This is a genomic window from Paraburkholderia azotifigens (assembly GCF_007995085.1).
Taxonomy (GTDB): domain Bacteria; phylum Pseudomonadota; class Gammaproteobacteria; order Burkholderiales; family Burkholderiaceae; genus Paraburkholderia; species Paraburkholderia azotifigens.
Genome location: NZ_VOQS01000001.1, coordinates 251585 through 272139 on the forward strand (window position 1 = coordinate 251585; position 20555 = coordinate 272139).

Sequence of the window (20555 nt, forward strand, 5' to 3'; positions counted from 1 at the left end):
GAGTCGCCGAGGGACATCGATGCGGAGGCTGCAGCCAATCCATTCGAGAGGTAGAGACATGAAGAAAGCCGCTGCTTTGGTGATGATTCACGGCCTTATGGGGTCATTGAATTTCTATTCGCCCAGTCAGCGCATCCGCACCGTCGCCGTTCATACGCCAGACCTGATCGGCTATGGTCAGTTGACGGATGTACTCGACCCTGAGATTACGCTCGCGAAACAGGCCGCGCGCGTAGTGCGTTACCTGAACGAGCAGGTCGACCAGCCGTGCGTGTTGCTAGGGCACAGCGTCGGCGGAGCAGTCGCGATGCTCGTCGCAGAAGCGGCGCCCGAGCGAGTGCGCGGCGTCATCAATGTCGAAGGGAATTTCACGCTAGCCGACGCGTTCTGGTGCCGCAAGATCGCTGGTCTCTCTGACGAAGATTGGCTCGCCGAGCATGCGCGGCTCATAGCCAACCCCGAAGGATGGCTGTCGAACGGGGATATCTCGATCACGCCTCAACGCGTCGAATGGGCGCGCTGTGCGCTCGCGAACCAACCGGATCAAACGATTCGAGCAATGGCACGCGCGGTCGTGGCAGAAACGGGTGACTCTGCCTATCTGCCGCGAATCCGCTCTATTGTCGAGCGTGGAACGCCTCTATTCCTGCTTGCGGGTGAACGCTCCGCATCTGGCTGGGACTTGCCCGAATGGGCGCGCGCGTGCGCGCGGGATTACGTTGTGCAGAAGGGCGTTGGCCACATGATGATGCTTGAGCAGCCCGACGAATTCTGTCGGATCGTCGAAGACATGGTCACCGGGCTGGAGCGCGCTTGATGTCCCGAGGTCGACTAGGCGGCATGTTGCCCCGTCGCCGATGTGAGTCACTACGCGTGGCCTGATGACGGTTGGCCTTGCGCTTTCAGGTACGAGCAGTATTTAACTGCTCCTGGCGTGTGCACGCACGAGGCTGCTGGCCGCGCATTCTAACGGCATACCTATGCTTAATAACAGAGAAGTAATCGGCGATTCCAGTGACTGGGTTCTGTGCCGTGCCCGCTACTTCGACGCCTCAACGCTGTGCTTTCGGACAGCGGACATCGAGATCAGCGGGGGCAAGATTACCGCAGTGCTGTCTCCCGACGAGTCTGGGGCGAAGGTGCGTGTCGACGGTTCCGGCACGACATGTGTGCCCGGTCTAGCTGGTGAACTAGTCGTAGATAGTGGCGACAACGAGTTTGACTTTTTCGCATACGCAAGCGATGTATTGAAGTGTGGCGTTACGACGGTCAGCGTCGTTACGGACCGCCCCGCGGAGATTGCGGCCGATGCACGGCGCGCAGGCATACGCGTGGAGATCTACTGTAGCGTGCGCGATCAGTCCCTTGGACAATCCATCTCCGGAAAGGGCTCTGACATCGATCGCGCACTTGATGCGCACATCGCGCTCGTTCGCTTGCTGGACGACGGTCTTATAAGGATCTCGCCTGCGATCGTGTCACAGTCGTTTGCTTCGTCAAATCTGACGGTCCGGCTGCACGCGCTTGCGAAGGCGAGTGGCAAACGGCTGCTGGTGAACGTCGACAGTGGCCGACCACATCACGACGCGTTTCACGACGCATACCACTGCTCCGGTACTTTACTGCTACGCAGTCTCAATGTGCTCGATGCGAGCACCATAGCGATCGTCGATTCAGCACTATCTCATCACGACTTAAATCTGCTCGCCGACAGCGCTGCCGGAGTGGGCGTCATGGACTGCGCGATCTTAGCAAATGGCATGCAGGCGTCGCGCAATCTGCGGCGAGTCTTGTGTTCAGGTCGCGGCGCGTTGATGTGTCGCCGATTAGATGTAATCACACGTTCGACCGAAGTCGCGCGTGTTTCGCAGGCGTTCGGGTGGGCAACGCTACCGAATATCGCCGAGATTGCCGACATTATCGTTGACGCGATGACACGGGCGGGCTCTGTAGCGGTCGGGCTGGCCACCATCGGGCGTGTGGACGCCAATGAGTACGCCGATTTCGCTATCTATGATTCGCCCGATCCTATTGATGATGTCGCGCATCCTGTATCGGACAGTTTGCGACTCCTCGGTTTAATCGCGGCACATCGCCCTCGGGTCGTAGCGGTCGACGGACGGTGGAGAGTGCGGGATTACAAACTCGTGGTGTAGGAAGTAGACGAGTGGAGTCGTCAAGAACATGTGGGTCTCCAATACGCCGCGCGAGTGATGATCGGCAGGAAACATTGAGCTGATACCTTCAATCCGCTCTGTAACGACGCTTGTAGTCCCAAATCATCTGGATATGCTTGCACGTCTGAAGTTCAGGCGAGATCGTGCGAACACCTCTGAGACATCGTAGCTGGTGCCAGATTGCGAGTTCATACCCCCGCATTGCTGACGTGATCGGGAAGGAACCGCGCAAGCGCGCGTGGCGTCACGTCCTGCGAAGGAGTTAGAAGACGAGCCGTTTCTTGCACTCGCGAAACAGGGCGTTAAGTTCGCGCCGCTCGAACCGGGAGCGCGCGGACCTCAAACCGTGAATGCTCGCATTGCTGGCGGATACAGCCTTACCTGCAGTCGTGCGCGGACCTGTCGAGTTTTCCCAAGGCCTCCAGCGCCTTATCGCTTTGGCCTGTCGCGCTCGTTGTTCTGGTGTCCAGCGTCGTCCCATGATCGTCCGTTAATAGTTCGTTCGTCGCCTCGCCATTTTTTTCGCGCGCGAGAGACTGGGGCGGTGCGCTAATGTTCGCGGTCGTGCCGCCGTTGTTCACCTGCTGCGGCCCGTTCGCGATATTTGCCTGCTTCACGAACGCGACCGGGCGAGGGTTCCTGATTTCTGCCAGCGCCTCGACTGTCGCGCGGCTTTGTGCCTGGGCTTTCAGCGCGAGCGAAAGGTGCGTCTGGAACTGGTTCAGGTATTCACTGAATGCTGCCTTGCGGGCAAGCTGGTTGAAGATCATGTCGAGCGTGTTTGCCTGGGTCACAAGCATCTTTTCCAGACCCGTCATGTCGCCATTCTGGACGGTCTGGGATAGCACCCGGAGCTCAGCCAGGTACGCGGTCAGGTCCGTGTCCTCGCCGAATATCCCTTCGCTGTACTTGCGCCCTGTCACCGCGCCGCGCATGAGAGGGCTCGCTGCGAGCATCGCGCCGCGTTTTACCGGGTCCGTGTAGCGCGGGTCCATGATCGTCACCGTGTCAGGATCGCGCTCCATCGCGTTCGGCTTCATGGGCTTCTGCTTCTGTCTGGTTGCCATGTCACACCCTCCAGTCCTCAAATTCTTCCGTGCATCAGCTATGGCCCTCGCACCGCGCGCGACATGGTCGCGTCGAAGCGCTCGCGCGGCCAGAGCTCCGCGTTCGCATCCATAGGGAGACTCCTAGGACGGCGGCGCTCAGACCGAATCCTTCGCGCGACCATCGTCGTCTGGCGGCGCGTTATTCTCTGAAGGTTCCAATTCCGTATCGCTGAAATCTTCGGTAGACCGCCCCAAAGGGGCAGACCGCAAACCCTCGCCGCTACCGAAGATTTCACGACATCCCGAAGATTTCACGCCAGAGAGTCCGGGAATCGTCGGGAAATCTTCGCCGCCTCAAATCTTTGGCAACGCCCAGCGCCAGCCGCCTTTCATACCAGCCTTTTCCTTTTCGACGCCAAGCTCGTGCGCGGCGCGAAAGATCGTGGACCAGCTATACCCAGCCCCTTCCGCATCGTTCCTGATAGAGCGCGCATCGAGCGGGCCGCTCGCCAGCAGGCCAGCCAGGAATTCCCGCGCCTCGTCGCGCAAGCTCCGGCGTTCGTCGTCGTCCTGTTCGACCTCGCCCAAGATATCGCGCGCGCTGCCCTCGATCCGTTCGCCCCACATCACGGCGTTCGTGCGGATACCCGGCGCGACCTCGACGCGTTCCAGCGCATAAGTAAAGCCGCCATCATCGGGCGCAATATTGGATTTGGCGCGGGCCAAAATACGGCGCTCAGCGCCTTCCTCCTTCACCGTGACCAGCACCATGCGGGCGAGCGCGCCGAACGCCTGAGAGCCGATTACGCGCTCCACCGGAGACTTGCCGCCCGATCCCTTGGCGAAGTGAGAAATGCCGATCACGGCGCAGCCGTGACGCGTGGCCAGGTCAACCAGCGGTTGCAGGTCGCGGCGCACATCATTGGCACGGTGCGCGTCGCCGCCAACTGCGCTCATCACCGGATCGACGATCAGCAGGCGCACCCCGCGCATGTTCGCCATGCGCTCACTCAACAGCGGCATATCGCGCGTCGGATCGAACGGCACCAACTCGCCGTCCGTCTTCGCGACGCTGCGCACGAAGTGAACTGTTGAGCGGTTGGCGTCGCCAGCCATCAGACGCGGCACCAGCGTATCTCCTATGTCGTCCTCGCTACTCCACATCAGCACGTGGCCGGGGTGTGTGCAGGTGCTTCCGTCTGGCCACGCGCCGCCGCGAGACACGACGGCGGCAAGGTTGAGCGCGAGCGTGGTCTTGCCGGTTCCCGCCGCGCCTGCGAGGATCGTGAGCTTGCCCGCAGGAAGCCAGTCCGGCCACAGCCATGTAACAGGCTGCGGCTTCACGTCCGCCGCACACTGAAGCAGGACGGCGGCGGCCTCTTCTGCCGGATGTCTGTCCGGCATTGCACCGCCGTTCGCCTTGCTCGCTGTAATCTTCGCACTAGCGATCTTCTCCGTCGCTAACCGCGCGCCCTGTTCGGCACGCTGGCGACCGCGCTCAATCTGTTCGCAGCGGTTGTCGTTCAACTCGATCAGAGCGGCGGCACGCGTCAAGTCGGCCTCCTTATCGCTTTCGCTTCTCATAGCATCCCCTTGTGGGAACGATGCCCCAGTGCCTCCCACAGCGAGCCGCGCGCGTACTCCTCGATCCATTCGCGATGCTCGCGCCATTCATCCGGCGTCATGCAGCGCTCGCAGCGGGCCAGTTCCTTTTCTATGAGATGTTCAAAGCGAGCGAGTAGCGCTTCCGCTTTGCGGCGGCGCGCGCCACTCGCGGCAAGCGCGGCCGGCGGATTGCGCGTCGTACCTGTGACGGCCGCATTGCTTTCGACCGATCGAGCAGCAACACAGCGCGACTCAGCGAAAGAAGGAAGCTCTCCGCGCCACCGCGCCCAGAATTCGGCGCGCGCCGCCGCCAGCGCTTCGGCGTCATCGGGCGGCGCGGTCTGCGATTGACCGTTTGCGGCGTCCATTACTTGCTACTGGACTGAGCGCGGCTGGCGTCGATCTGCCGCTGCACCCAACCGATAACTTCAGCCTCGACCCAACGCACGGCTGCGCTGCCGATCGTGACGGGCTTCGGGAAGTCGCCGCGCGCAATACGGTCATAAAGGGCGCTGCGCTGAAGTCCGGTTATCTCCGAGACGCGAGAACGGGGAATCAGAATGGGGATGGTTCGATCAGCCATGTGTTCACCTCAAAGAGTGAGGCGCGCGCCGGAATAGCACGGCATGGGCTCAATTCAAGCGGAATGCGCAGCGGAATACACCGCAGTTGCGGCGTGAGCTACCGCGACTGCGGTGATCGCATCAGGATGCGTCGATACTCCGATTCGCTGCCGCGAATCTTTCTTCCAGCGTCCTTTGCGAAATACCCGGCGTCGATGGAAACGCAGAGAGTAACGCCTGTATGACGCCAGCTTGGCTTTCATAGCGTGCGCCCGCGAGGTCTTGTACATGAGAAGGCGTCAACAGGCGCACCAGCCCCGCAACAATATTGAGATAGGTCGTTTCCGAGCGTTCACCCGGCGGAGCGCTTTTTAGTTGCGCGCTCATACGATCCACCATGCCTTTCAGCGAATTGCACTCGGCTTCGATGCGAGCCTTCTCTTCTCCGAGTTCCCGGATGCGTTCATTGGCTCGGATCAGCTTCTGCTCTTTCCCGTCGTGCGCCGCCTTGAGGGCTTGATACGCCTCCTGCGTGATGGCTGCGTGAATGCCACGCTCTACATCATCAAAGAGGAATGCGGGGCGCTCACTAGGCGCAATGGACTTTGCCCATTCTTTCAGATGCTGGCCGTACACGTGCCGACGTTCATACGCGACATGCTCACCGTTTACAGGGCGGCCATCTTCCCGGCATGAAAGCAACTCTCCGCCGTCAATCGCGGCGTGAATGGCGCGAATGCGGGGCTCCAGACACTTCAGGTACGGATGCCGCAAGGTGGCGCGCGCAAGAGCATTTCCCTGTCCAACAGGGACCGCACGCCGCAACTCTTCATCGACTTCATCGGGCGAGACACCACACCACAATGCCGCAGCAACCGCGACCGGATATATAGAAAAGCACGCCTGCACCGTCGCACACGAATCATTTTCCCAAGCTTTCATCGCGCGTTCCTCCACGCACAACCTCGTAGTCTGCGATGACGCACGCTCGCCGGGTCCTCCCGGACGGGCTCGTCAATGTCGCCGCCGACTACCGGGGGAAGCCTCGCCTGTAGTCCTTATAAACGATTCTAGCGCGATGGCTTTTTCCTGAACATTCCGGCACGTTGGGAGAGCGCCAGCGAAGCGTCGGGTTGAGTCCAAGAGCTCGTGCTCAATGATGGGCTAATTGATGGGCCGAGAAAAACAAAAACCCCGTAAGTCATTGACTGTACGGGGTTTTTACATTTTTTCTGGCGGAGAGAGGGGGATTCGAACCCCCGATAGGCTATTAACCTATACACGCTTTCCAGGCGTGCGACTTAAACCGCTCATCCATCTCTCCGGCGGGAGGCGCATTATAGCAGGACTCTGGCGCCCATGCCAGTTTGCTTTCGGGTGCTTCAGGAATGGCCGCGTTTCCCGAGCCGCCCTGAACGAACGAGACAGCCGACGAAGGTGCCCGCGAGAATCGAGAACGGCGTCACCGCCCACAGCACGACCGGCCAGAATTCTTTGCCGCCGAGCTCACTCATGTCCAGGCACCACCACGCGACGAGTTCCACGCCGATCACCCACACGAACATCGTCGCCAGTAATCCCTTTGCCATGCCTGTCTTCATCCGTTCGTGCATGGCATCTGAACGCGAGTGGAGACTGTCCCCGCGATCAATCGTGCAACGGTATTGAAACAACTGAAGCCCTCGGCATGATCGAATGGTCGATTTCCGCGGCGGAGTGTGCAGAGTGCGCGCCGTGCGTATTGCGTGCCGCGATCGTTGATGAGTTCCTGCATGAAAAAGCGTGCTCCTGATTGCTGCTGGACTGCAATGATTCGATGCCGACGTCACGTCGACATCAGCCAGCGCGATTCTATGGAGAGCACCGATTCACGTTGTCAAAAAGGGTCAACGGCTCACGAGACCTCGCGAGCGCTCACCGATCAACACTTCACGAAAAGCATTGAAACGACAATGACTAAAGCAATTTGCCGAATGCCGATCGCATAAAGAAATCGATTTAATTAACCTTTAAATCGGCCCGATTGGTTAATTCACCGATCTTTTGTAGAATCCGCGAATTCATCCGGCGAGCACATCATGAAGCGCTATCTGATCCTGAACGGCGACACGACGACGGCGAACGGCACGGTGCAAGCCGTATCCACCACGATTCAGGTCACAGGCCGCGATGTCGCGCATGAAGGCGACAGCGTGATGTGTCCCGCGTGCAATACGGTGGGCAAGATCCAGTGCGACGGTCCGCGCGAGGCGATGACGGCGCCCGACGGCCGGCACGCCGCATTGAGCGACGATCTGTGCATCTGCGGATGCGAGCCGCCTCCGAAGCTCGTCGCTTCTCAACAGACGTTTTCAGTGGGCGAATGAGCATGCGGCGTCGCGCGCCGCATTGATTAATCGATCAGCTTCGCCACGATCGGCTCGATCACCTCGCGTTGCCGCTCGGCCTTGAGCCGGTAAAGCGCATCGGTGGGATGCACGCCGTCGATCAACAGCGAACGCCAGTCGTGCATCGCGCCGATCGCGGCGTATTGCCGGACGAGCGCGAGCCCATAGTGTTTCGCCAGTTCATCGACGACAGCCACGTATTGCGGCACGATCGTCCTGTTCACCGCGTAATCGACGGGATTGGGTTCTTCGAGCACGACGATGCGTCCTGCTCCGCGCGATTCCTCGATGAAGCGCATCAGGTGCGCGCGAAACGCAGCGGGCGGTTCCTTCACGTGATTGTCGGCATCGTTGAGCGCGAAGTTGACGATCACGATATGCGCCGGCGACGCCGTCACCCATTGTGAGTACGGCAGTCCGTAACCATTGATGCCCCGCTCGCGATCGATGAGCGTCGCGCCCGGCACGCCGTTGTTCTGTACGATGACATGCGCACCGAAGCGCGCCTGCAGCGCGGCCTGAAGCAACGCGGGCGGATTGTTCGGCGACTGCCAGGACTTCGTGAAGCCGCCCGACGTCTGATAGCCCCACATCGTGGAGTCGCCTTGCGCGTCGATGATGATCATCCTGTGAGAGACGGCCATCGCATTTCCCGAAATATGGGGCGCGGCGTGCGCCGGGCCCGCAGTCGCAAGCATGCCGGTCAGCGCCAGGAACAGCGGCTTGCAGGTGCCGCCGCGGCGCGCAATGAGCTGGAAGTGGAAAGTCATGGATGCCCCGTGTCGATTCAGTTGACGGAACACGCCGCGCACGGCATGCGCGGCGCCATCGCTCACGACAGATACCACGTCATAAACCACGTCATAAAGCGCGACACGAACTTGATGCACAATCAGTGCTGCGTTCGGCACATACGATCTCCACGAGGAGCAGAGATGAGAGTTGCAGATCTGGAAGGCGCATTACTCGATTACTGGGTTGCACGAGCGGACAATCTGCCGAAGCCGCACGTCGACGACGGCTTCTGCTGGATCGAAGAGCCCGCCTGCGACGGCGATCCCGCGCGCGCGCTCGAAGCGGCCTTTGCGCCGTCGACGGACTGGGCCCAGTGCGGCCCGATCATCGAACGGGCGAGAATCCATCTCGTGCCGGCCGCAGCGGGCGACCACGCGTCATGGACGGGTTCCGTTCCCGCCGGCGCGGGCACCATCGAACAGGTCGGCGCCACCGCACTGATCGCCGCCATGCGCGCTTTCGTCGCGAGCCATTTTGGCGATACGGTCGTGGACGAACCCGGCGCCGAGGCGCGCTGATCGCCGCCGTTCGAAAATCACATCAAAAGCACTCGAATACCACTTCGACCGTCTGATTGCCTGCACTGCGCACGCCGTTCGTGTGAATCTCGACGGTGTGCATCTGCTTTTGCTGGTCGCGGCAATACGCGTTGGCGTGCTTGAGTCCCGCGTTGCGGACGCTGTTCCATGACGCGAAGCTGGTGCGTCCGCGGCTCGTGACCGAGAGGTAGCCGTTCTGCTTCCTGTCTACGCCCGATACCGCCGTGCACGCGGCGAGCACGCCGATTCCGGCAAGCAGAATGCACTTCTTCATATTCCTCCCACAGTTGGGGCATTGTCGCGGGCAAGGGCCGCAACGGCAACTGAAAAAAACTGTGGCGGGATTCAGGTTGCCGCGACCGCGACGAAGCGCGCATGGCATTACATTACCCTTTCCGATGCGCGCACGGCGTGCAGGGACTTCGTCGAGCGCCCGTGGCTTTGGCGGCGGAGTAGCATGACAGGCAGCAGATACCAACAAGGACTCGCAAGGAGACATGGATGCTTCCCGCCGCCGACACCTATGACAGCCTCGTCGCCGCATTTGAATGGCGCATTCCGCCGCACTACAACATCGGTATCGATGTCTGTGACAAGTGGGCCGATGGCAGCGGCCGTGTTGCGCTGATCTGCGAAACGCGCGAAGGCGAGGCGACGCGCTACACCTTCGACGAACTCAAGTCGATGTCGGACCGCTTCGCCAACGCGCTGCGCGAGCGCGGCGTGAAGAAGGGCGATCGCGTCGGCATCTTTCTCGCGCAATCGGTGGAGACGGCGCTCGCGCATCTCGCCGTCTACAAATGCGGCGCGATCGCCGTGCCGCTCTTCGCGCTGTTCGGCCCCGACGCGCTCGAATATCGCCTGTCCGACAGCGGCGCCGTCGCGCTCGTCACGGACCTGGGCGGCGCGCGGAAAATTGCGTCGGTGCGCGCGAGCCTTCCCGGATTGCGCACGATCTTCTGCGTCGACATCGAGCGCGCGGACAGCGCATTGCAACTCGAATCGTTCTGGTCCGCGCTCGACGATGCGCCCGCTGCCTTCGAAGCCGAACCCACTTCCGCCGACGATCCCGCCGTCATCATCTACACGTCCGGCACGACGGGCAAGCCGAAGGGCGCGCTGCACGCGCATCGCGTGCTGCTCGGCCATCTGCCCGGCGTGGAGATGCCGCAGGCGTTCTTTCCGGATAACGCACATCTGATGTGGACGCCCGCCGACTGGGCATGGATCGGCGGCTTGTTCGATGTGCTGCTGCCCGCATGGCATCACGGCGTGACCGTGCTGGCGCGGCGCTTCGAAAAGTTCGACGGCGAGGCTGCGTTCGATCTGATGCAGCGCCACGCCGTCACGCACGCGTTCCTGCCGCCAACGGCCTTGAAGATGATGCGCGCCGTCGAGCATCCCGAGAGGTGGCGGCTGTCGCTGCGCGCCGTCGCGAGCGGCGGCGAATCGCTCGGCGCGGAACTGATCGAATGGGGACGGCGCGCGCTCGGCGTGACCATCAACGAGTTTTACGGGCAGACGGAATGCAACGTGGTCGTGTCGTCGTGCGCGACGCTGTTCGAGCCGTGCTTCGGCTCGATCGGCAAGGTCGTGCCGGGCCATCGCGTGGCGATCGTCGACGACGCAGGGCACACGGTGCCGCGCGGCGAACCCGGCAATATCGCGATCCACGCGCCCGACCCCGTGATGTTCCTCGGCTACTGGCGCAACGAAGCCGCCACGCGCGACAAGTTTCGCGGCGACTGGCTGCTGACGGGCGACATGGGCCTGATGGACGCGGATGGCTTCATACGTTTCGTCGGCCGCGACGACGACGTGATCACGAGCGCCGGCTACCGGATCGGCCCGGCACCCATCGAGGATTGCCTGCTGCGTCATCCCGCCGTGCGCATGGCGGCCGTGGTCGGCGCGCCCGACGCGCAGCGCACCGAGATCGTCACCGCGTTCGTCGTGCTGAATCCCGGCTACGAGGCGAGCGACGCGCTCGTGCAGACGCTGCAGCAGCATGTGAAGACGCATCTCGCCGCGCACGAATATCCACGCACGATCCATTTCGTCGACGCATTGCCGATGACGGCGACGGGCAAGGTCATCCGCCGCGAACTGCGCGAACGCGTGACGCCTGCGCCGCGCTAAGGCGTGCGTCGGCAATGCGGATTACGCCCACTCGCGCGGCGCATCGTCGTCCGAGGCAAGCGTAAGACCCGCGACAGGCAGCGGCAACGCGGTCTTGTAGCGCACCTGCTTGAGCGCGAAGCTCGAGCGGATATTCGACACGCCCGGGATCTTCGTGAGCCATTGCACGATGAACCGTTCGAGGCCTTGCATGTCGGGCACGACAACGCGCAGCAGATAGTCGGCGTCGCCCGTCATCAGATAGCACTCCATCACCTCGGGACGCTCGCCGACTTCCTGCTCGAAGCGCCGCAGCGCATCTTCGACCTGCTTTTCGAGGCTCACCTGAATGAATACGTTGATGCGCAGCCCAAGCGCTTCGGCGTCGAGCAGCGTGACCTGCTGACGGAACAGACCGAGTTTTTCGAGGGCGCGCACACGGTTGAAGCAGGGCGTCGGCGACAGGTTGACGGCGCGCGCCAGCTCCGCGTTCGTGATGCGCGCGTTCTGCTGAAGCTGCTGGAGAATCGCGATGTCGATGCGGTCGAGGCGCCGCGCAGCCGCCGCAGATCGGGCTTCGGAGGTCATAGTGTAAACATTCCATGTAAGGCCGATTTATCGGAATAAATACACTATCCGAAAGCGTCGTGACGTGCAAAAGAGACGCACATTTTGTGGATGCATGGGTAAGCTGGTTAGACGTTTTCGAGTCGCTTTTCACCTACGTTTTTCAGCCGGAGTTGCGCCATGACGGACTTATCGAGCGGTGCCCGCCCCGTGCTTGCCCTCACGCAAGCTCGCATCGACAGCGATCCACAAGAGACGGCCGAATGGCTCGCCGCGCTGGACGGTGTCGTCCAGCATGTCGGGCTGGAGCGCGCGCAGTACCTGTTCGACCGGCTGGCGGCGCACGCGCTGGGCAACGGCGTGGCGACGGCGCGCGCGAACGTCACGCCGTACGCGAATACGATTTCCGTCGATCAGCAGCCGCCGTATCCCGGCGATCCCGACACCGAAGAAAAGCTCGCGGCCGCGTTGCGCTGGAACGCGCTCGCGATGGTGGTGCGCGCCAACCGCGCATACGGCGAACTCGGCGGCCATATCGCGAGCTACGCGTCTGCCGCCGATCTGTTCGAAGTCGGCTTCAATCATTTCTTCCGCGCCGCGGGCAACACGCGAGATGGCCACGGTGGCGATCTCGTCTACTTTCAGCCGCATTCGTCGCCGGGCGTGTATGCGCGCGCGTTCCTCGAAGGCTTTCTCGACGAGACGCATCTCGAACACTATCGACGCGAGATCGCCGGGCCGGGCTTGTGTTCGTATCCGCATCCGTGGCTGATGCCGGACTTCTGGCAGTTCCCGACGGGGTCGATGGGCATCGGGCCTATCAACGCGATCTACCAGGCGCGCTTCATGCGATATCTGCAGAATCGCGGCCTGCTGAAGACGGAAGGCCGCAAGGTGTGGGGCTTCTTCGGCGACGGCGAGATGGACGAGCCGGAATCGATCGGCGCATTGTCGCTGGCGGCGCGCGAAGGGCTCGACAATCTCGTGTTCGTGATCAATTGCAATCTGCAGCGGCTCGATGGCCCGGTGCGCAGTAACGGCCGCATCATCGACGAACTCGAAGCGCAGTTCACGGGCGCCGGCTGGAATGTGATCAAGGTCCTGTGGGGTTCGGACTGGGATGCGCTGTTTGCGCGCGACCGCACGGGCGCACTGTTGCGCGCGTTCGCGCACACGGTAGACGGCCAGTTCCAGACCTTCTCGGCCAATGACGGCGCGTACAACCGCGAGCGCTTCTTCGGACAAAACCCGGAGCTGGCCGCGCTCGCCGCGCATCTGAGCAACGACGACATCGACCGCTTGCGGCGCGGCGGCCACGACGTGCGCAAGCTGCACGCAGCGTACGACCGCGCGCTCAAGCACAGCGGCCAGCCCACCGTGATTCTCGCGAAGACGATGAAGGGCTTCGGCATGGGCTCGATCGGCCAGGGCCGCATGACGACGCATCAGCAGAAGAAGCTCGACGTCGAGCAGCTGAAGGCGTTTCGCGACCGCTTTCGTCTGCCGTTATCGGATGAAGACGTCGAGCAGCTCAAGTTCTACAAGCCAGCCAGAAACAGCCCGGAAATGCAGTACCTGCATGCACGCCGGGCTGCCCTCGGAGGCTATCTGCCCAGAAGGCGGACAGCGGCATCGCAGACACCGACCGTGCCTGCATTGCCATCCTGGGGGCAATTCGCACTCGACGCGAATGGCAAGGAGATGTCGACGACGATGGCCGTCGTGCGCATGCTCGGCAGCCTGTTGAAGGACGCGTCGCTCGGACCGCGCGTCGTGCCCGTCGTCGCCGACGAGGCGCGCACCTTCGGCATGGCGAACCTGTTCCGCCAGGTTGGCATCTATTCGCCGCTCGGCCAGCTGTACGAGCCGGAAGACATGGGCTCGATGCTGTACTACCGCGAGGACACAACCGGCCAGATTCTCGAGGAAGGTATTTCGGAAGCGGGCGCGGTGTCGTCGTGGATTGCTGCCGCGACGTCGTACAGCGTGCACGATCTGCCCATGCTGCCGTTCTACATCTACTACTCGATGTTCGGCTTCCAGCGTATCGGCGACCTGATCTGGGCGGCCGCGGACCAGCGCGCGCGTGGCTTCCTGATCGGCGCGACAGCGGGCAAGACCACACTTGGCGGCGAAGGCTTGCAGCATCAGGACGGCACCAGTCATCTGGCGGCTTCGACGGTGCCGAACTGCCGCGCGTACGATCCCGCGTTCGCCTATGAAGTGGCGATGATCGTCGACGAAGGCATGCACGAGATGATCGAACGTCAGCGCGACGTGTTCTATTACATGACCGTCACGAACGAGAACTACGCGCAGCCTTCGTTGCCCGCTGCCATGCCGGTCGAGAAGGTGCGCGAGGGCGTGCTGAAGGGTATGTATCCGCTCGATGAAGCATCGCTGGAAGCGGCACGGGTCCAGTTACTCGGCTCGGGCGCGATTCTCGGCGAAGTGCAGGCGGCCGCGCGCATGCTGAAGGAAGACTGGAGTATCGAAGCATCCGTGTGGAGCGTGACGAGCTTCACCGAGTTGCATCGCGACGGCGTCGCAGCGGAACGTGCCGGGCGCCTGTTCGACGATGACCGGGACGCGCAGCCTTATGTGAGGTCCGCGCTCGCTGCATCGCGAGGCCCGGTGATCGCCGCGACGGATTACGTGCGCGCCGTGCCCGAACTGATCCGCGCGTACGTGCCGCGTCGCTACGTGACGCTCGGCACCGACGGCTTCGGGCGCAGCGACACGCGTGCGGCGCTGCGGGCGTTCTTCGAGGTGGATCGCGCGTCGATTGCGATTGCCGCGTTGAAGGCGCTGGCCGACGAAGGTGCGATTGCACGCGACATCGTCAGGCAAGCGCTCGACCGATACGGCAAACGCGCCGCGGACAGCAGCACGCCTTGGGAGAAGTGACGCGCATTACGACTGCGGAACGGACTGCGGAACGAGAAGATTGGCGTCGCGCGCGAGCAGCCAGCGGCCATCGGTTTCCTTGCGCAGAATCGTCATCGTGTTGCCGGCGAGGCGCATCGGCGGCGCGGAGCCGTCCTTCGGCGTGAGGGAGATGTCGAGGTGCGAGCGCAGGAAGGCCCAGTCGCCCAGCACCTGAAGCTCGAGAATCTCGCTTTTGCCGTCGATTGAAATGTTCTTCTGGCCCTCGGACGCCGCCATGAAGGCGGCTTTGCCGAACGGTTTCTGGCCGGGCACCATGAAAATGACGTCGTCGGTCACCAGGCTCAGCACGGTGGCCGTGTCGCCGGCCTTGCTGGCGGCGAGCCAGGTATCGATCAATTGGCGGATGGCGCGTTCGTCGTCGGTCATGATGGAATCCTCGTGGGGCGGGGTGCGTTCAGTCGATGTGTCGGTTCGATTCTAGACGCCCGACACCGCGCATCATTCGGACCCGGCGGCAGCCTTCATTTCGACGTGACGATTACACCGACGCTCGCACACACGACGAACAGCGTTCCCGCCAGCTGCAGCGCTGTCATCGGCTGATGCAGCACGACAAAGCCCGCGAGCGCGCCGATGGCCGGTTCGACGCTCATCAGAATGCCGAACGACGCCGCGGGCATGTGGCGCAGCGCAATCATTTCCAGCGCGTACGGCAAAAGCGGCACGAGCACGGCGAGGCCTGCCGTCGCGGCAAACTGCATCGGCGCGATATGCACGCCATGCTCGATAAGGCCGAACGGCGTCGCGACGAGCGCCGCCGCGATCAGCGACACGGAAAGCCCTTCGAGCCCATCGAACAGCGCCCCCGTCTTCTTCATCAGCACGATGTAGCTGCCCCAGCCGCACGCGGCGCCCGCGGCAAGCAGCATGCCGACGGGGTCGCCGATCCAGCCCGCGCGATCGCGCGCGAGCAGCAGCACGCCCGCCACTGCGAGCAACGGCCACAGCAACGCGCGCAGACGCCGCACGCCGAGCGTCGCGACCGTCAGCGGGCCGAGAAAGTCGATCGCGACGGCGAGGCCGAGCGGGATGCGCTCGATTGCCGAGAAGAAGCACAAGGTCATGCCCGCCATCGCGACGCCGAGCACACCTGCGGCCAGCCAGTGCGCCCGCGAATAGCTGCGCAGTCTGGGACGCACCACGATGGCAAGAATGACGGCCGCCCACGCGAGCCGCAGCCATGTCGTGCTGAAGGCGCCGAACGCGTCCATCGTCGGCGCGGACAGCGCGGCGCCGAACTGCACGCACGACATCGACATCAGGCCGAGCAGCGCGGCCACGCCGACGTGGCGTTTCGGCGCGGCGGGCGTCGCGGTGGCGTCGAAGGTGAGGGGATCGGCTAGCGTCGAGTCTTTCATGTGTCGGGATGGATGTGTCGGGATGGCGGCGCACAGCGGCGCACAACGGGCGAGGAACGACCATCATATCGGCGAAGCGGGCGTTAAGATAAGCTAATAATGCTTATGCCGATATCAGGATTCTTAATAATGCGCGACTTCGACAGCAGCCTCCTTCGAACCTTCGTGACGGTCGCCGAAACGGGCGCCGTCAGTGCGGCGGCCGTGCGACTGGCGCGCACGCAGGCCGCCGTCAGCATGCAGTTGCGCCGCCTCGAAGAGGACATCGGCCAGCGCCTGCTGGACCGCTCGCCGCGCGGCGTGCGGCTGACGGACGCCGGGCACCGGCTGCTGCCGTATGCGCACGCGATCCTCGGCGCCGGTGAGGACGCGCGCCGCGCGCTGGAAGTGGGTGACGTGGCGGGCACCGTGCGGCTCGGCATGCTCGAAGACGTGGCCGTCGGGCGTCTGCCGCGTGCCTTGCGGCGCTTCTCGGCCGCGCATCCGCAGGTCGCGCTGGAGATCGTCGTCGATGCCAGCGCGGCGCTGTCGCAGCGCCTTGCCGACGGCGCGCTCGACGTGCTCGTCGGCGATCCCGCGATGGTCGACGCGACCCCGCTCGCCGCCTGGACGCAGCCGCTGTTCTGGGTCGGCGCGCGTGGCTATCTGGCTGATGCCGATGCGCCCTTGCCGCTCGTTGCGTTCGGCGGCGCGTGTCTGTGGCAGCAGCAGGTGCTGACGATCCTGCGGCGCGCGGGTATCGCGTGGCGCGTCGTCTGTACGAGCACGAGCCTGCCTGCCGTGCAGTCGGCCGTGGAGGCGGGGCTGGGCGTATCGGTGCTGCTCGACGGCAATATCCGCTACGACACGATGCGCGTGCTCGGCGCCGCCGATGGCTTGCCCGAGCCGCCCGCCGCCGACCTCGGCCTGTTCGTGCGGCGCGCGGCGGGCGCGCAGGAATCGGCCATCGACGCGCTGCAGCGCTTCCTCTGGGAGGAACTCGATCTCGGTCTGATCGACCGTCCGGCGCGAGCGGCGCGCCGCGGAACGGGGCGCGTTCGCGGGCCAAACGCGTGATAACCTCGCTCGACGGGGGCGCGCTGAAGTTTCCCACCATTCCGCAATCGCCGTCATTGATGCACACTGCGTGCGTCAACGTTTGATGCGCCATGATGTTGCGCACTCAACAATCAACCTTCATTCATTCACGGAGCTTCTTTGCCCACGACTCCCACGTCGCGTCGGCGGCCCAAGCAGGCGCGCGCCGAATTCGCGCTCGACAGCATCATGGAAGCCGCTGCCCGCACGCTCGAAGCGCATGGAAAGGCGGGGCTGACGACACAGCGCGTCGCCGATACGGCAGGCTTCAGCATCGGGGCGATCTATCAGTACTTTCCGAACAAGGAAGGCCTGATCGAAGCGCTCGCGCGACGCGAACTGGATCGCCTGACGGCGATGATGAACGAGGCGCTCGTGCAGCCGGCGCCGTTCGGCACGGGGCTCAATGCGCGCCGCATGATCCGCGTGGTCGCGGCGTTCGTCGGCGACCGTCCGCGCCTGTACGGCATCCTGCGCGCCGAGTGGGCGGCAGCCGCGCCCGACTCGCCGCTTGGCCAGGGGATGCTGCGCTACTTCGGACTGATTTCGGGCACCTTGAATCGCGAGAACCCGGATCTCGGCAAAAGGATCGGCAATGACGAAGCGCGCTTCGTGCTGTTTCGCGCGATCTCCGGCGTGCTGCTCGCCACGGCGCTGGAGCGTCCACATTATTTCGGCACCGACGCATTCGAAGACGAAATGGTGCGGCTGATCCTCGGATTCCTCAACTACAGCCTCAGCCAGGATGCCCCGCGGCTCGCCCGAGAGGGCGACAGTTTTACAAACGCGTGAAACACGGGATCATTCTCCCGTTGTTTCTCCTATATGCAACGGCGGGCTTGCGGGCCGTTTTTCCCTGATGTCATATGAACGTCCGACGGGCGCAAGCGCAGGCGCGTCTGTTTCGAGAGCCAGCGGGGCAAGCGCAGGCTGGCCGCTTTCAGGGCATGGCAATTCGACGCCGCCGCGACGACATCGCTGTCGATCCGCGCGAACGGTGCGATCGGGGAAACGCATGAATCATCATCAGCTTGAATCGGATATCGAGCATCTCGAGCATGTGCTGGCGCGCATCTCAGGAACGGATCATCTGCCGCTGTCGTACTGGCGCAAGCGCGTCGACGACGTGACGGCCGCCGCGCGCATTCCCGCGCAACAAAGGCGGGCAAGAAGGCTCGATGAAGCGCTTAGCGCACTCGAGTCGCGTACAGGCGTCTGATCGCTGTCTGATCCCTATCTGACAACTGCTGCGGCAGCAGTTTTTGCAAGCGGACGCGCGACAAACTGCACGCCCGCTTGCAAGGCCGGGATGGACCCGCATGCAGCGTCAGCGCCGGATCACGCCCATGAGCAGCGTGACGAGAAAGATCACGATAAAGATAAAGAACAGCACCTTCGCTATTTCGGCAGCGCCCGCGGCAATGCCGCCGAATCCGAAGACGGCCGCGATGATGGCGATGACGAAGAAGATGGCAGCGTATCGAAGCATGGAATCCTCCATCGATGAATGGCTGAACGGATCGATGCAATGACCGATCCACGGGCGCGGAAACCGCGTCGGCAGACACAGGCGCCGCCGTCACCGCATGGAGCAACACCCATGCCTGTCGACACGGACGCCGCCGGAACCCGATATCGGCGACATAAAGAAGAATAGATGTATGTAGCTTTATAGCCAGTCGCGCACGAGCATCGCCAGCACGCTCGCGGCGATCGTGAGCAGCACGACGCCCGTGATCCGCTCGATCCACGCGCTATGGCGCGTGAAGCGCACGACCACGGCGGGGTGCCCGATGCCCCTCGCCACCAGCAGATCCCAGCCGAACACGGCCGCGAACATCCATACACCGTAGACGATCTGCGCGCCGAAGGGCGCGTCGCGTGCCGCGAGCAATGCGAACAGGCTCGCGTAGAAAAGCGCGTTCTTCGGATTGAGAATCGCGGAGGCGAAGCCTGTCGCGAAGCGCGTGAGCCACGCGCTCGAACTTGGCCCTGAAGAGCCAGCCTGGACCCGCGCGGCGATCGAGGCCGCCTTTGCATGCCGAAGCATCAGGCCGCCAAGATAGAGCAGGTACGCACAGCCCGCTGCCTGCACGAGCGCGAACGCGATGCCATGCCGATGCAGGGCCGCCACGCCGCCCAACGCGAGCGCGATGAACACGCCGTTCGCGCACGCGATGCCGAAGCAGACGGCGCCCGTCTTGCGCCATCCGCGCAGCAGCGCGCTGCGTGCGATCAGGAAGAAATCCGGGCCGGGGCTGAGCAGGGCAAGCAGATGCGCACCCGCGACCATGGCGAATTGCTGAAGAGAAAGACCCATCGCGACTCCTTTGTGTGTGCCGGGAGTCTGCGGGACGGGTGCGCTGAGGTATTGAAGAAAAGTGCGTGAAGAAAAGTGCGCGATGCGATGCAGGGCGCCGCGTCTACGAAGCCGTCGCGCGACGGTAAGCGCCCGGCGTCATCGCGACGCGCTCCTTGAATGCACGCTGGAAATGCGCCTGATCCGCGAAGCCCAGGTCGTGCGCGACGGCCGTGAGCGCGCGTCCGTCGCGCAACAGGCGGCGCGCTGCGTTGATGCGCAGATCGAGCTGATACGCGTGCGGCGCCATCCCCGTCGCAGCGCGAAACGCGCGGATGAACGCATAGCGGCTCATGCCCGCCATCTGCGCGAGCTGTTCGATGGGCAGACGCTCGCCGTACGCGTCGTGCAGCAGGTCGGTGATGCGTCTGAGGCGATCGGCGGCGATGCGCGGCACGGGCGGCACGTCGCGTGGCGCGCCGAGCCAGGAACGCTCGCTGACGAAGAGAATCAGCGCCGCTTCTTTCTCCGCGCTGTCCGCGTTCGAGAACAACAGCCGGTTCAGCGCGCAATAACGCCGATATGCGCCGCCGTCCTGATTGATCGACGGACGCGCGAGCACCTCGTGCGCATCCGTGCCGCCGTTTTCGCGCAGCACCGCGCTCGCCCATGCGACGTCGAGATGAAGCATCTGATAGCTCCATTCGCTGTCCGTATCCGGATTGCACGCGTGGACCCGCGTGGCGGGGATCAGCACGAGACTGCCCGGACCGAGGCGCGCGCGATCGTCGCCGCAGACGTAGTTGCTGTGGCCGCTGTCGACTGCTCCCAAAGACAGCGTGTCGTGCGTGTGCGGCACGTAGCACGCGCGCGAGCCGAAAGCGAGCCGGCTTTCGACGAACGGCAGCTGCGGATCGCGCCAGTAACGTTGATCGTTCATGGATCCGATGATCGCATAAACGCAGCGCAGTATGAGTTGCACCGCATTGCAACTGCGAAATCGTTTGCGCGCCTTTCAATATCTGGCAATTGGACTTTTAAAATGGCCGCGGCGCGCATGAAATAGTTTGTA

Annotated in this window: 23 protein-coding genes and 1 tRNA gene; 9 read left to right on the forward strand and 15 right to left on the reverse strand. The window is 63.2% G+C overall.

Annotated elements, in window-relative coordinates; genetic code table 11:
* Positions 1-58 precede the first annotated feature (58 nt).
* The gene (locus FRZ40_RS01175; protein WP_147233029.1) at positions 59-817 is read left to right on the forward strand and encodes an alpha/beta fold hydrolase; all 759 of its coding nucleotides are present in this window, start codon (positions 59-61) and stop codon (positions 815-817) included.
* 163 nt (positions 818-980) lie between these two features.
* On the forward strand, positions 981-2156 hold the full coding sequence (locus tag FRZ40_RS01180) for an amidohydrolase family protein (RefSeq protein WP_147233030.1): 1176 nt from the start codon (positions 981-983) through the stop codon (positions 2154-2156).
* 398 nt (positions 2157-2554) lie between these two features.
* Here FRZ40_RS01180 and FRZ40_RS01190 read toward each other — a convergent pair whose 3' ends face one another.
* From FRZ40_RS01190 to FRZ40_RS01220, 7 genes are all read right to left on the reverse strand, one after another.
* Positions 2555-3244, reverse strand: a complete 690-nt coding sequence (locus FRZ40_RS01190; RefSeq protein WP_240057047.1) for a hypothetical protein — start codon at positions 3242-3244, stop codon at positions 2555-2557.
* A 336-nt stretch (positions 3245-3580) separates the two neighbouring features.
* Positions 3581-4780, reverse strand: a complete 1200-nt coding sequence (locus FRZ40_RS01195; RefSeq protein WP_240057049.1) for an AAA family ATPase — start codon at positions 4778-4780, stop codon at positions 3581-3583.
* Between the two features lie 26 nt (positions 4781-4806).
* Positions 4807-5199 carry a hypothetical protein gene (locus tag FRZ40_RS01200; RefSeq protein WP_147233032.1) on the reverse strand — a complete coding sequence of 131 codons (393 nt, stop codon included), beginning with the start codon at positions 5197-5199 and terminating at the stop codon, positions 4807-4809.
* Positions 5199-5414 (reverse strand): helix-turn-helix transcriptional regulator, encoded by a 216-nt coding sequence (locus FRZ40_RS01205; protein ID WP_051446493.1) that lies wholly within the window; start codon positions 5412-5414, stop codon positions 5199-5201. Before FRZ40_RS01205 ends, FRZ40_RS01200 begins: the two co-directional genes overlap by 1 nt.
* Positions 5415-5535: 121 nt before the next feature.
* A complete protein-coding gene (locus FRZ40_RS01210; RefSeq protein ID WP_028368647.1) occupies positions 5536-6336 on the reverse strand; it encodes a hypothetical protein in 801 nt (266 codons plus the stop codon).
* A 291-nt stretch (positions 6337-6627) separates the two neighbouring features.
* Positions 6628-6718 (reverse strand) — tRNA-Ser (locus tag FRZ40_RS01215).
* Between the two features lie 58 nt (positions 6719-6776).
* A complete protein-coding gene (locus FRZ40_RS01220) occupies positions 6777-6983 on the reverse strand; it encodes a hypothetical protein (RefSeq protein WP_147233033.1) in 207 nt (68 codons plus the stop codon).
* Between the two features lie 489 nt (positions 6984-7472).
* Here FRZ40_RS01220 and FRZ40_RS01225 point away from each other — a divergent pair, with 489 nt between their 5' ends.
* Positions 7473-7760 carry a PAAR domain-containing protein gene (locus FRZ40_RS01225; RefSeq protein WP_147233034.1) on the forward strand — a complete coding sequence of 96 codons (288 nt, stop codon included), beginning with the start codon at positions 7473-7475 and terminating at the stop codon, positions 7758-7760.
* 26 nt (positions 7761-7786) lie between these two features.
* Here the strand turns inward: FRZ40_RS01225 and FRZ40_RS01230 are convergent, their stop codons facing one another.
* The gene (locus FRZ40_RS01230; RefSeq protein ID WP_240057051.1) at positions 7787-8692 is read right to left on the reverse strand and encodes an SGNH/GDSL hydrolase family protein; all 906 of its coding nucleotides are present in this window, start codon (positions 8690-8692) and stop codon (positions 7787-7789) included.
* Between the two features lie 24 nt (positions 8693-8716).
* On the opposite strand from FRZ40_RS01230, the gene FRZ40_RS01235 reads away from it, so the two are divergent.
* Positions 8717-9094 (forward strand): DUF2591 domain-containing protein, encoded by a 378-nt coding sequence (locus tag FRZ40_RS01235; protein WP_147233035.1) that lies wholly within the window; start codon positions 8717-8719, stop codon positions 9092-9094.
* Positions 9095-9116: 22 nt separating this feature from the next.
* Here FRZ40_RS01235 and FRZ40_RS01240 read toward each other — a convergent pair whose 3' ends face one another.
* Positions 9117-9389 carry a hypothetical protein gene (locus FRZ40_RS01240; RefSeq protein WP_028368663.1) on the reverse strand — a complete coding sequence of 91 codons (273 nt, stop codon included), beginning with the start codon at positions 9387-9389 and terminating at the stop codon, positions 9117-9119.
* 227 nt (positions 9390-9616) lie between these two features.
* On the opposite strand from FRZ40_RS01240, the gene FRZ40_RS01245 reads away from it, so the two are divergent.
* Positions 9617-11254 carry an acyl-CoA synthetase gene (locus FRZ40_RS01245; protein WP_147233036.1) on the forward strand — a complete coding sequence of 546 codons (1638 nt, stop codon included), beginning with the start codon at positions 9617-9619 and terminating at the stop codon, positions 11252-11254.
* A 21-nt stretch (positions 11255-11275) separates the two neighbouring features.
* Here the strand turns inward: FRZ40_RS01245 and FRZ40_RS01250 are convergent, their stop codons facing one another.
* On the reverse strand, positions 11276-11821 hold the full coding sequence (locus tag FRZ40_RS01250) for an Lrp/AsnC family transcriptional regulator (RefSeq protein ID WP_028368665.1): 546 nt from the start codon (positions 11819-11821) through the stop codon (positions 11276-11278).
* Between the two features lie 159 nt (positions 11822-11980).
* Between FRZ40_RS01250 and mdeB the strand changes: the two genes are divergently transcribed.
* Positions 11981-14707, forward strand: coding sequence for an alpha-ketoglutarate dehydrogenase (gene mdeB, locus FRZ40_RS01255; protein ID WP_147233037.1), 2727 nt, complete (start codon positions 11981-11983; stop codon positions 14705-14707).
* Between the two features lie 6 nt (positions 14708-14713).
* Here mdeB and FRZ40_RS01260 read toward each other — a convergent pair whose 3' ends face one another.
* Positions 14714-15115 (reverse strand): SgcJ/EcaC family oxidoreductase, encoded by a 402-nt coding sequence (locus FRZ40_RS01260; RefSeq protein WP_147233038.1) that lies wholly within the window; start codon positions 15113-15115, stop codon positions 14714-14716.
* A 95-nt stretch (positions 15116-15210) separates the two neighbouring features.
* Positions 15211-16107, reverse strand: a complete 897-nt coding sequence (locus FRZ40_RS01265) for an EamA family transporter (protein WP_028368668.1) — start codon at positions 16105-16107, stop codon at positions 15211-15213.
* 129 nt (positions 16108-16236) lie between these two features.
* Here FRZ40_RS01265 and FRZ40_RS01270 point away from each other — a divergent pair, with 129 nt between their 5' ends.
* The 3 genes from FRZ40_RS01270 to FRZ40_RS01280 all read left to right on the forward strand — a co-directional run bounded on the left by FRZ40_RS01270 (position 16237) and on the right by FRZ40_RS01280 (position 18403).
* A complete protein-coding gene (locus FRZ40_RS01270; protein WP_147233039.1) occupies positions 16237-17163 on the forward strand; it encodes a LysR substrate-binding domain-containing protein in 927 nt (308 codons plus the stop codon).
* A gap of 141 nt (positions 17164-17304) precedes the next feature.
* Positions 17305-17976, forward strand: coding sequence for a TetR/AcrR family transcriptional regulator (locus FRZ40_RS01275; RefSeq protein ID WP_147233040.1), 672 nt, complete (start codon positions 17305-17307; stop codon positions 17974-17976).
* A 223-nt stretch (positions 17977-18199) separates the two neighbouring features.
* On the forward strand, positions 18200-18403 hold the full coding sequence (locus FRZ40_RS01280; RefSeq protein ID WP_147233041.1) for a hypothetical protein: 204 nt from the start codon (positions 18200-18202) through the stop codon (positions 18401-18403).
* A 108-nt stretch (positions 18404-18511) separates the two neighbouring features.
* Here the strand turns inward: FRZ40_RS01280 and FRZ40_RS01285 are convergent, their stop codons facing one another.
* From FRZ40_RS01285 to FRZ40_RS01295, 3 genes are all read right to left on the reverse strand, one after another.
* The gene (locus FRZ40_RS01285; RefSeq protein WP_028368672.1) at positions 18512-18673 is read right to left on the reverse strand and encodes a DUF1328 domain-containing protein; all 162 of its coding nucleotides are present in this window, start codon (positions 18671-18673) and stop codon (positions 18512-18514) included.
* Positions 18674-18853: 180 nt separating this feature from the next.
* Positions 18854-19504, reverse strand: a complete 651-nt coding sequence (locus FRZ40_RS01290) for a LysE family translocator (RefSeq protein ID WP_147233042.1) — start codon at positions 19502-19504, stop codon at positions 18854-18856.
* A gap of 103 nt (positions 19505-19607) precedes the next feature.
* Positions 19608-20423: an AraC family transcriptional regulator gene (locus FRZ40_RS01295; RefSeq protein ID WP_147233043.1), complete on the reverse strand. Its 816-nt coding sequence runs from the start codon at positions 20421-20423 to the stop codon at positions 19608-19610.
* Between the last annotated feature and the right edge of the window lie 132 nt (positions 20424-20555).

Excerpts from the sequence above, each read along its gene's own strand:
- FRZ40_RS01260 (WP_147233038.1), bottom strand. The coding sequence starts at position 15,115 with ATGACCGACGACGAACGCGCCATCCGCCAATTGATCGATACCTGGCTC.
- FRZ40_RS01240 (WP_028368663.1), bottom strand. The coding sequence starts at position 9,389 with ATGAAGAAGTGCATTCTGCTTGCCGGAATCGGCGTGCTCGCCGCGTGC.
- FRZ40_RS01265 (WP_028368668.1), bottom strand. The coding sequence starts at position 16,107 with ATGAAAGACTCGACGCTAGCCGATCCCCTCACCTTCGACGCCACCGCG.
- FRZ40_RS01200 (WP_147233032.1), bottom strand. The coding sequence starts at position 5,199 with ATGGACGCCGCAAACGGTCAATCGCAGACCGCGCCGCCCGATGACGCC.
- FRZ40_RS01285 (WP_028368672.1), bottom strand. The coding sequence starts at position 18,673 with ATGCTTCGATACGCTGCCATCTTCTTCGTCATCGCCATCATCGCGGCC.
- FRZ40_RS01250 (WP_028368665.1), bottom strand. The coding sequence starts at position 11,821 with ATGACCTCCGAAGCCCGATCTGCGGCGGCTGCGCGGCGCCTCGACCGC.
- FRZ40_RS01280 (WP_147233041.1), top strand. The coding sequence starts at position 18,200 with ATGAATCATCATCAGCTTGAATCGGATATCGAGCATCTCGAGCATGTG.
- FRZ40_RS01175 (WP_147233029.1), top strand. The coding sequence starts at position 59 with ATGAAGAAAGCCGCTGCTTTGGTGATGATTCACGGCCTTATGGGGTCA.
- FRZ40_RS01270 (WP_147233039.1), top strand. The coding sequence starts at position 16,237 with ATGCGCGACTTCGACAGCAGCCTCCTTCGAACCTTCGTGACGGTCGCC.
- FRZ40_RS01190 (WP_240057047.1), bottom strand. The coding sequence starts at position 3,244 with ATGGCAACCAGACAGAAGCAGAAGCCCATGAAGCCGAACGCGATGGAG.
- FRZ40_RS01205 (WP_051446493.1), bottom strand. The coding sequence starts at position 5,414 with ATGGCTGATCGAACCATCCCCATTCTGATTCCCCGTTCTCGCGTCTCG.
- mdeB (WP_147233037.1), top strand. The coding sequence starts at position 11,981 with ATGACGGACTTATCGAGCGGTGCCCGCCCCGTGCTTGCCCTCACGCAA.
- FRZ40_RS01180 (WP_147233030.1), top strand. The coding sequence starts at position 981 with ATGCTTAATAACAGAGAAGTAATCGGCGATTCCAGTGACTGGGTTCTG.
- FRZ40_RS01210 (WP_028368647.1), bottom strand. The coding sequence starts at position 6,336 with ATGAAAGCTTGGGAAAATGATTCGTGTGCGACGGTGCAGGCGTGCTTT.
- FRZ40_RS01295 (WP_147233043.1), bottom strand. The coding sequence starts at position 20,423 with ATGAACGATCAACGTTACTGGCGCGATCCGCAGCTGCCGTTCGTCGAA.
- FRZ40_RS01245 (WP_147233036.1), top strand. The coding sequence starts at position 9,617 with ATGCTTCCCGCCGCCGACACCTATGACAGCCTCGTCGCCGCATTTGAA.
- FRZ40_RS01220 (WP_147233033.1), bottom strand. The coding sequence starts at position 6,983 with ATGGCAAAGGGATTACTGGCGACGATGTTCGTGTGGGTGATCGGCGTG.
- FRZ40_RS01225 (WP_147233034.1), top strand. The coding sequence starts at position 7,473 with ATGAAGCGCTATCTGATCCTGAACGGCGACACGACGACGGCGAACGGC.
- FRZ40_RS01290 (WP_147233042.1), bottom strand. The coding sequence starts at position 19,504 with ATGGGTCTTTCTCTTCAGCAATTCGCCATGGTCGCGGGTGCGCATCTG.
- FRZ40_RS01235 (WP_147233035.1), top strand. The coding sequence starts at position 8,717 with ATGAGAGTTGCAGATCTGGAAGGCGCATTACTCGATTACTGGGTTGCA.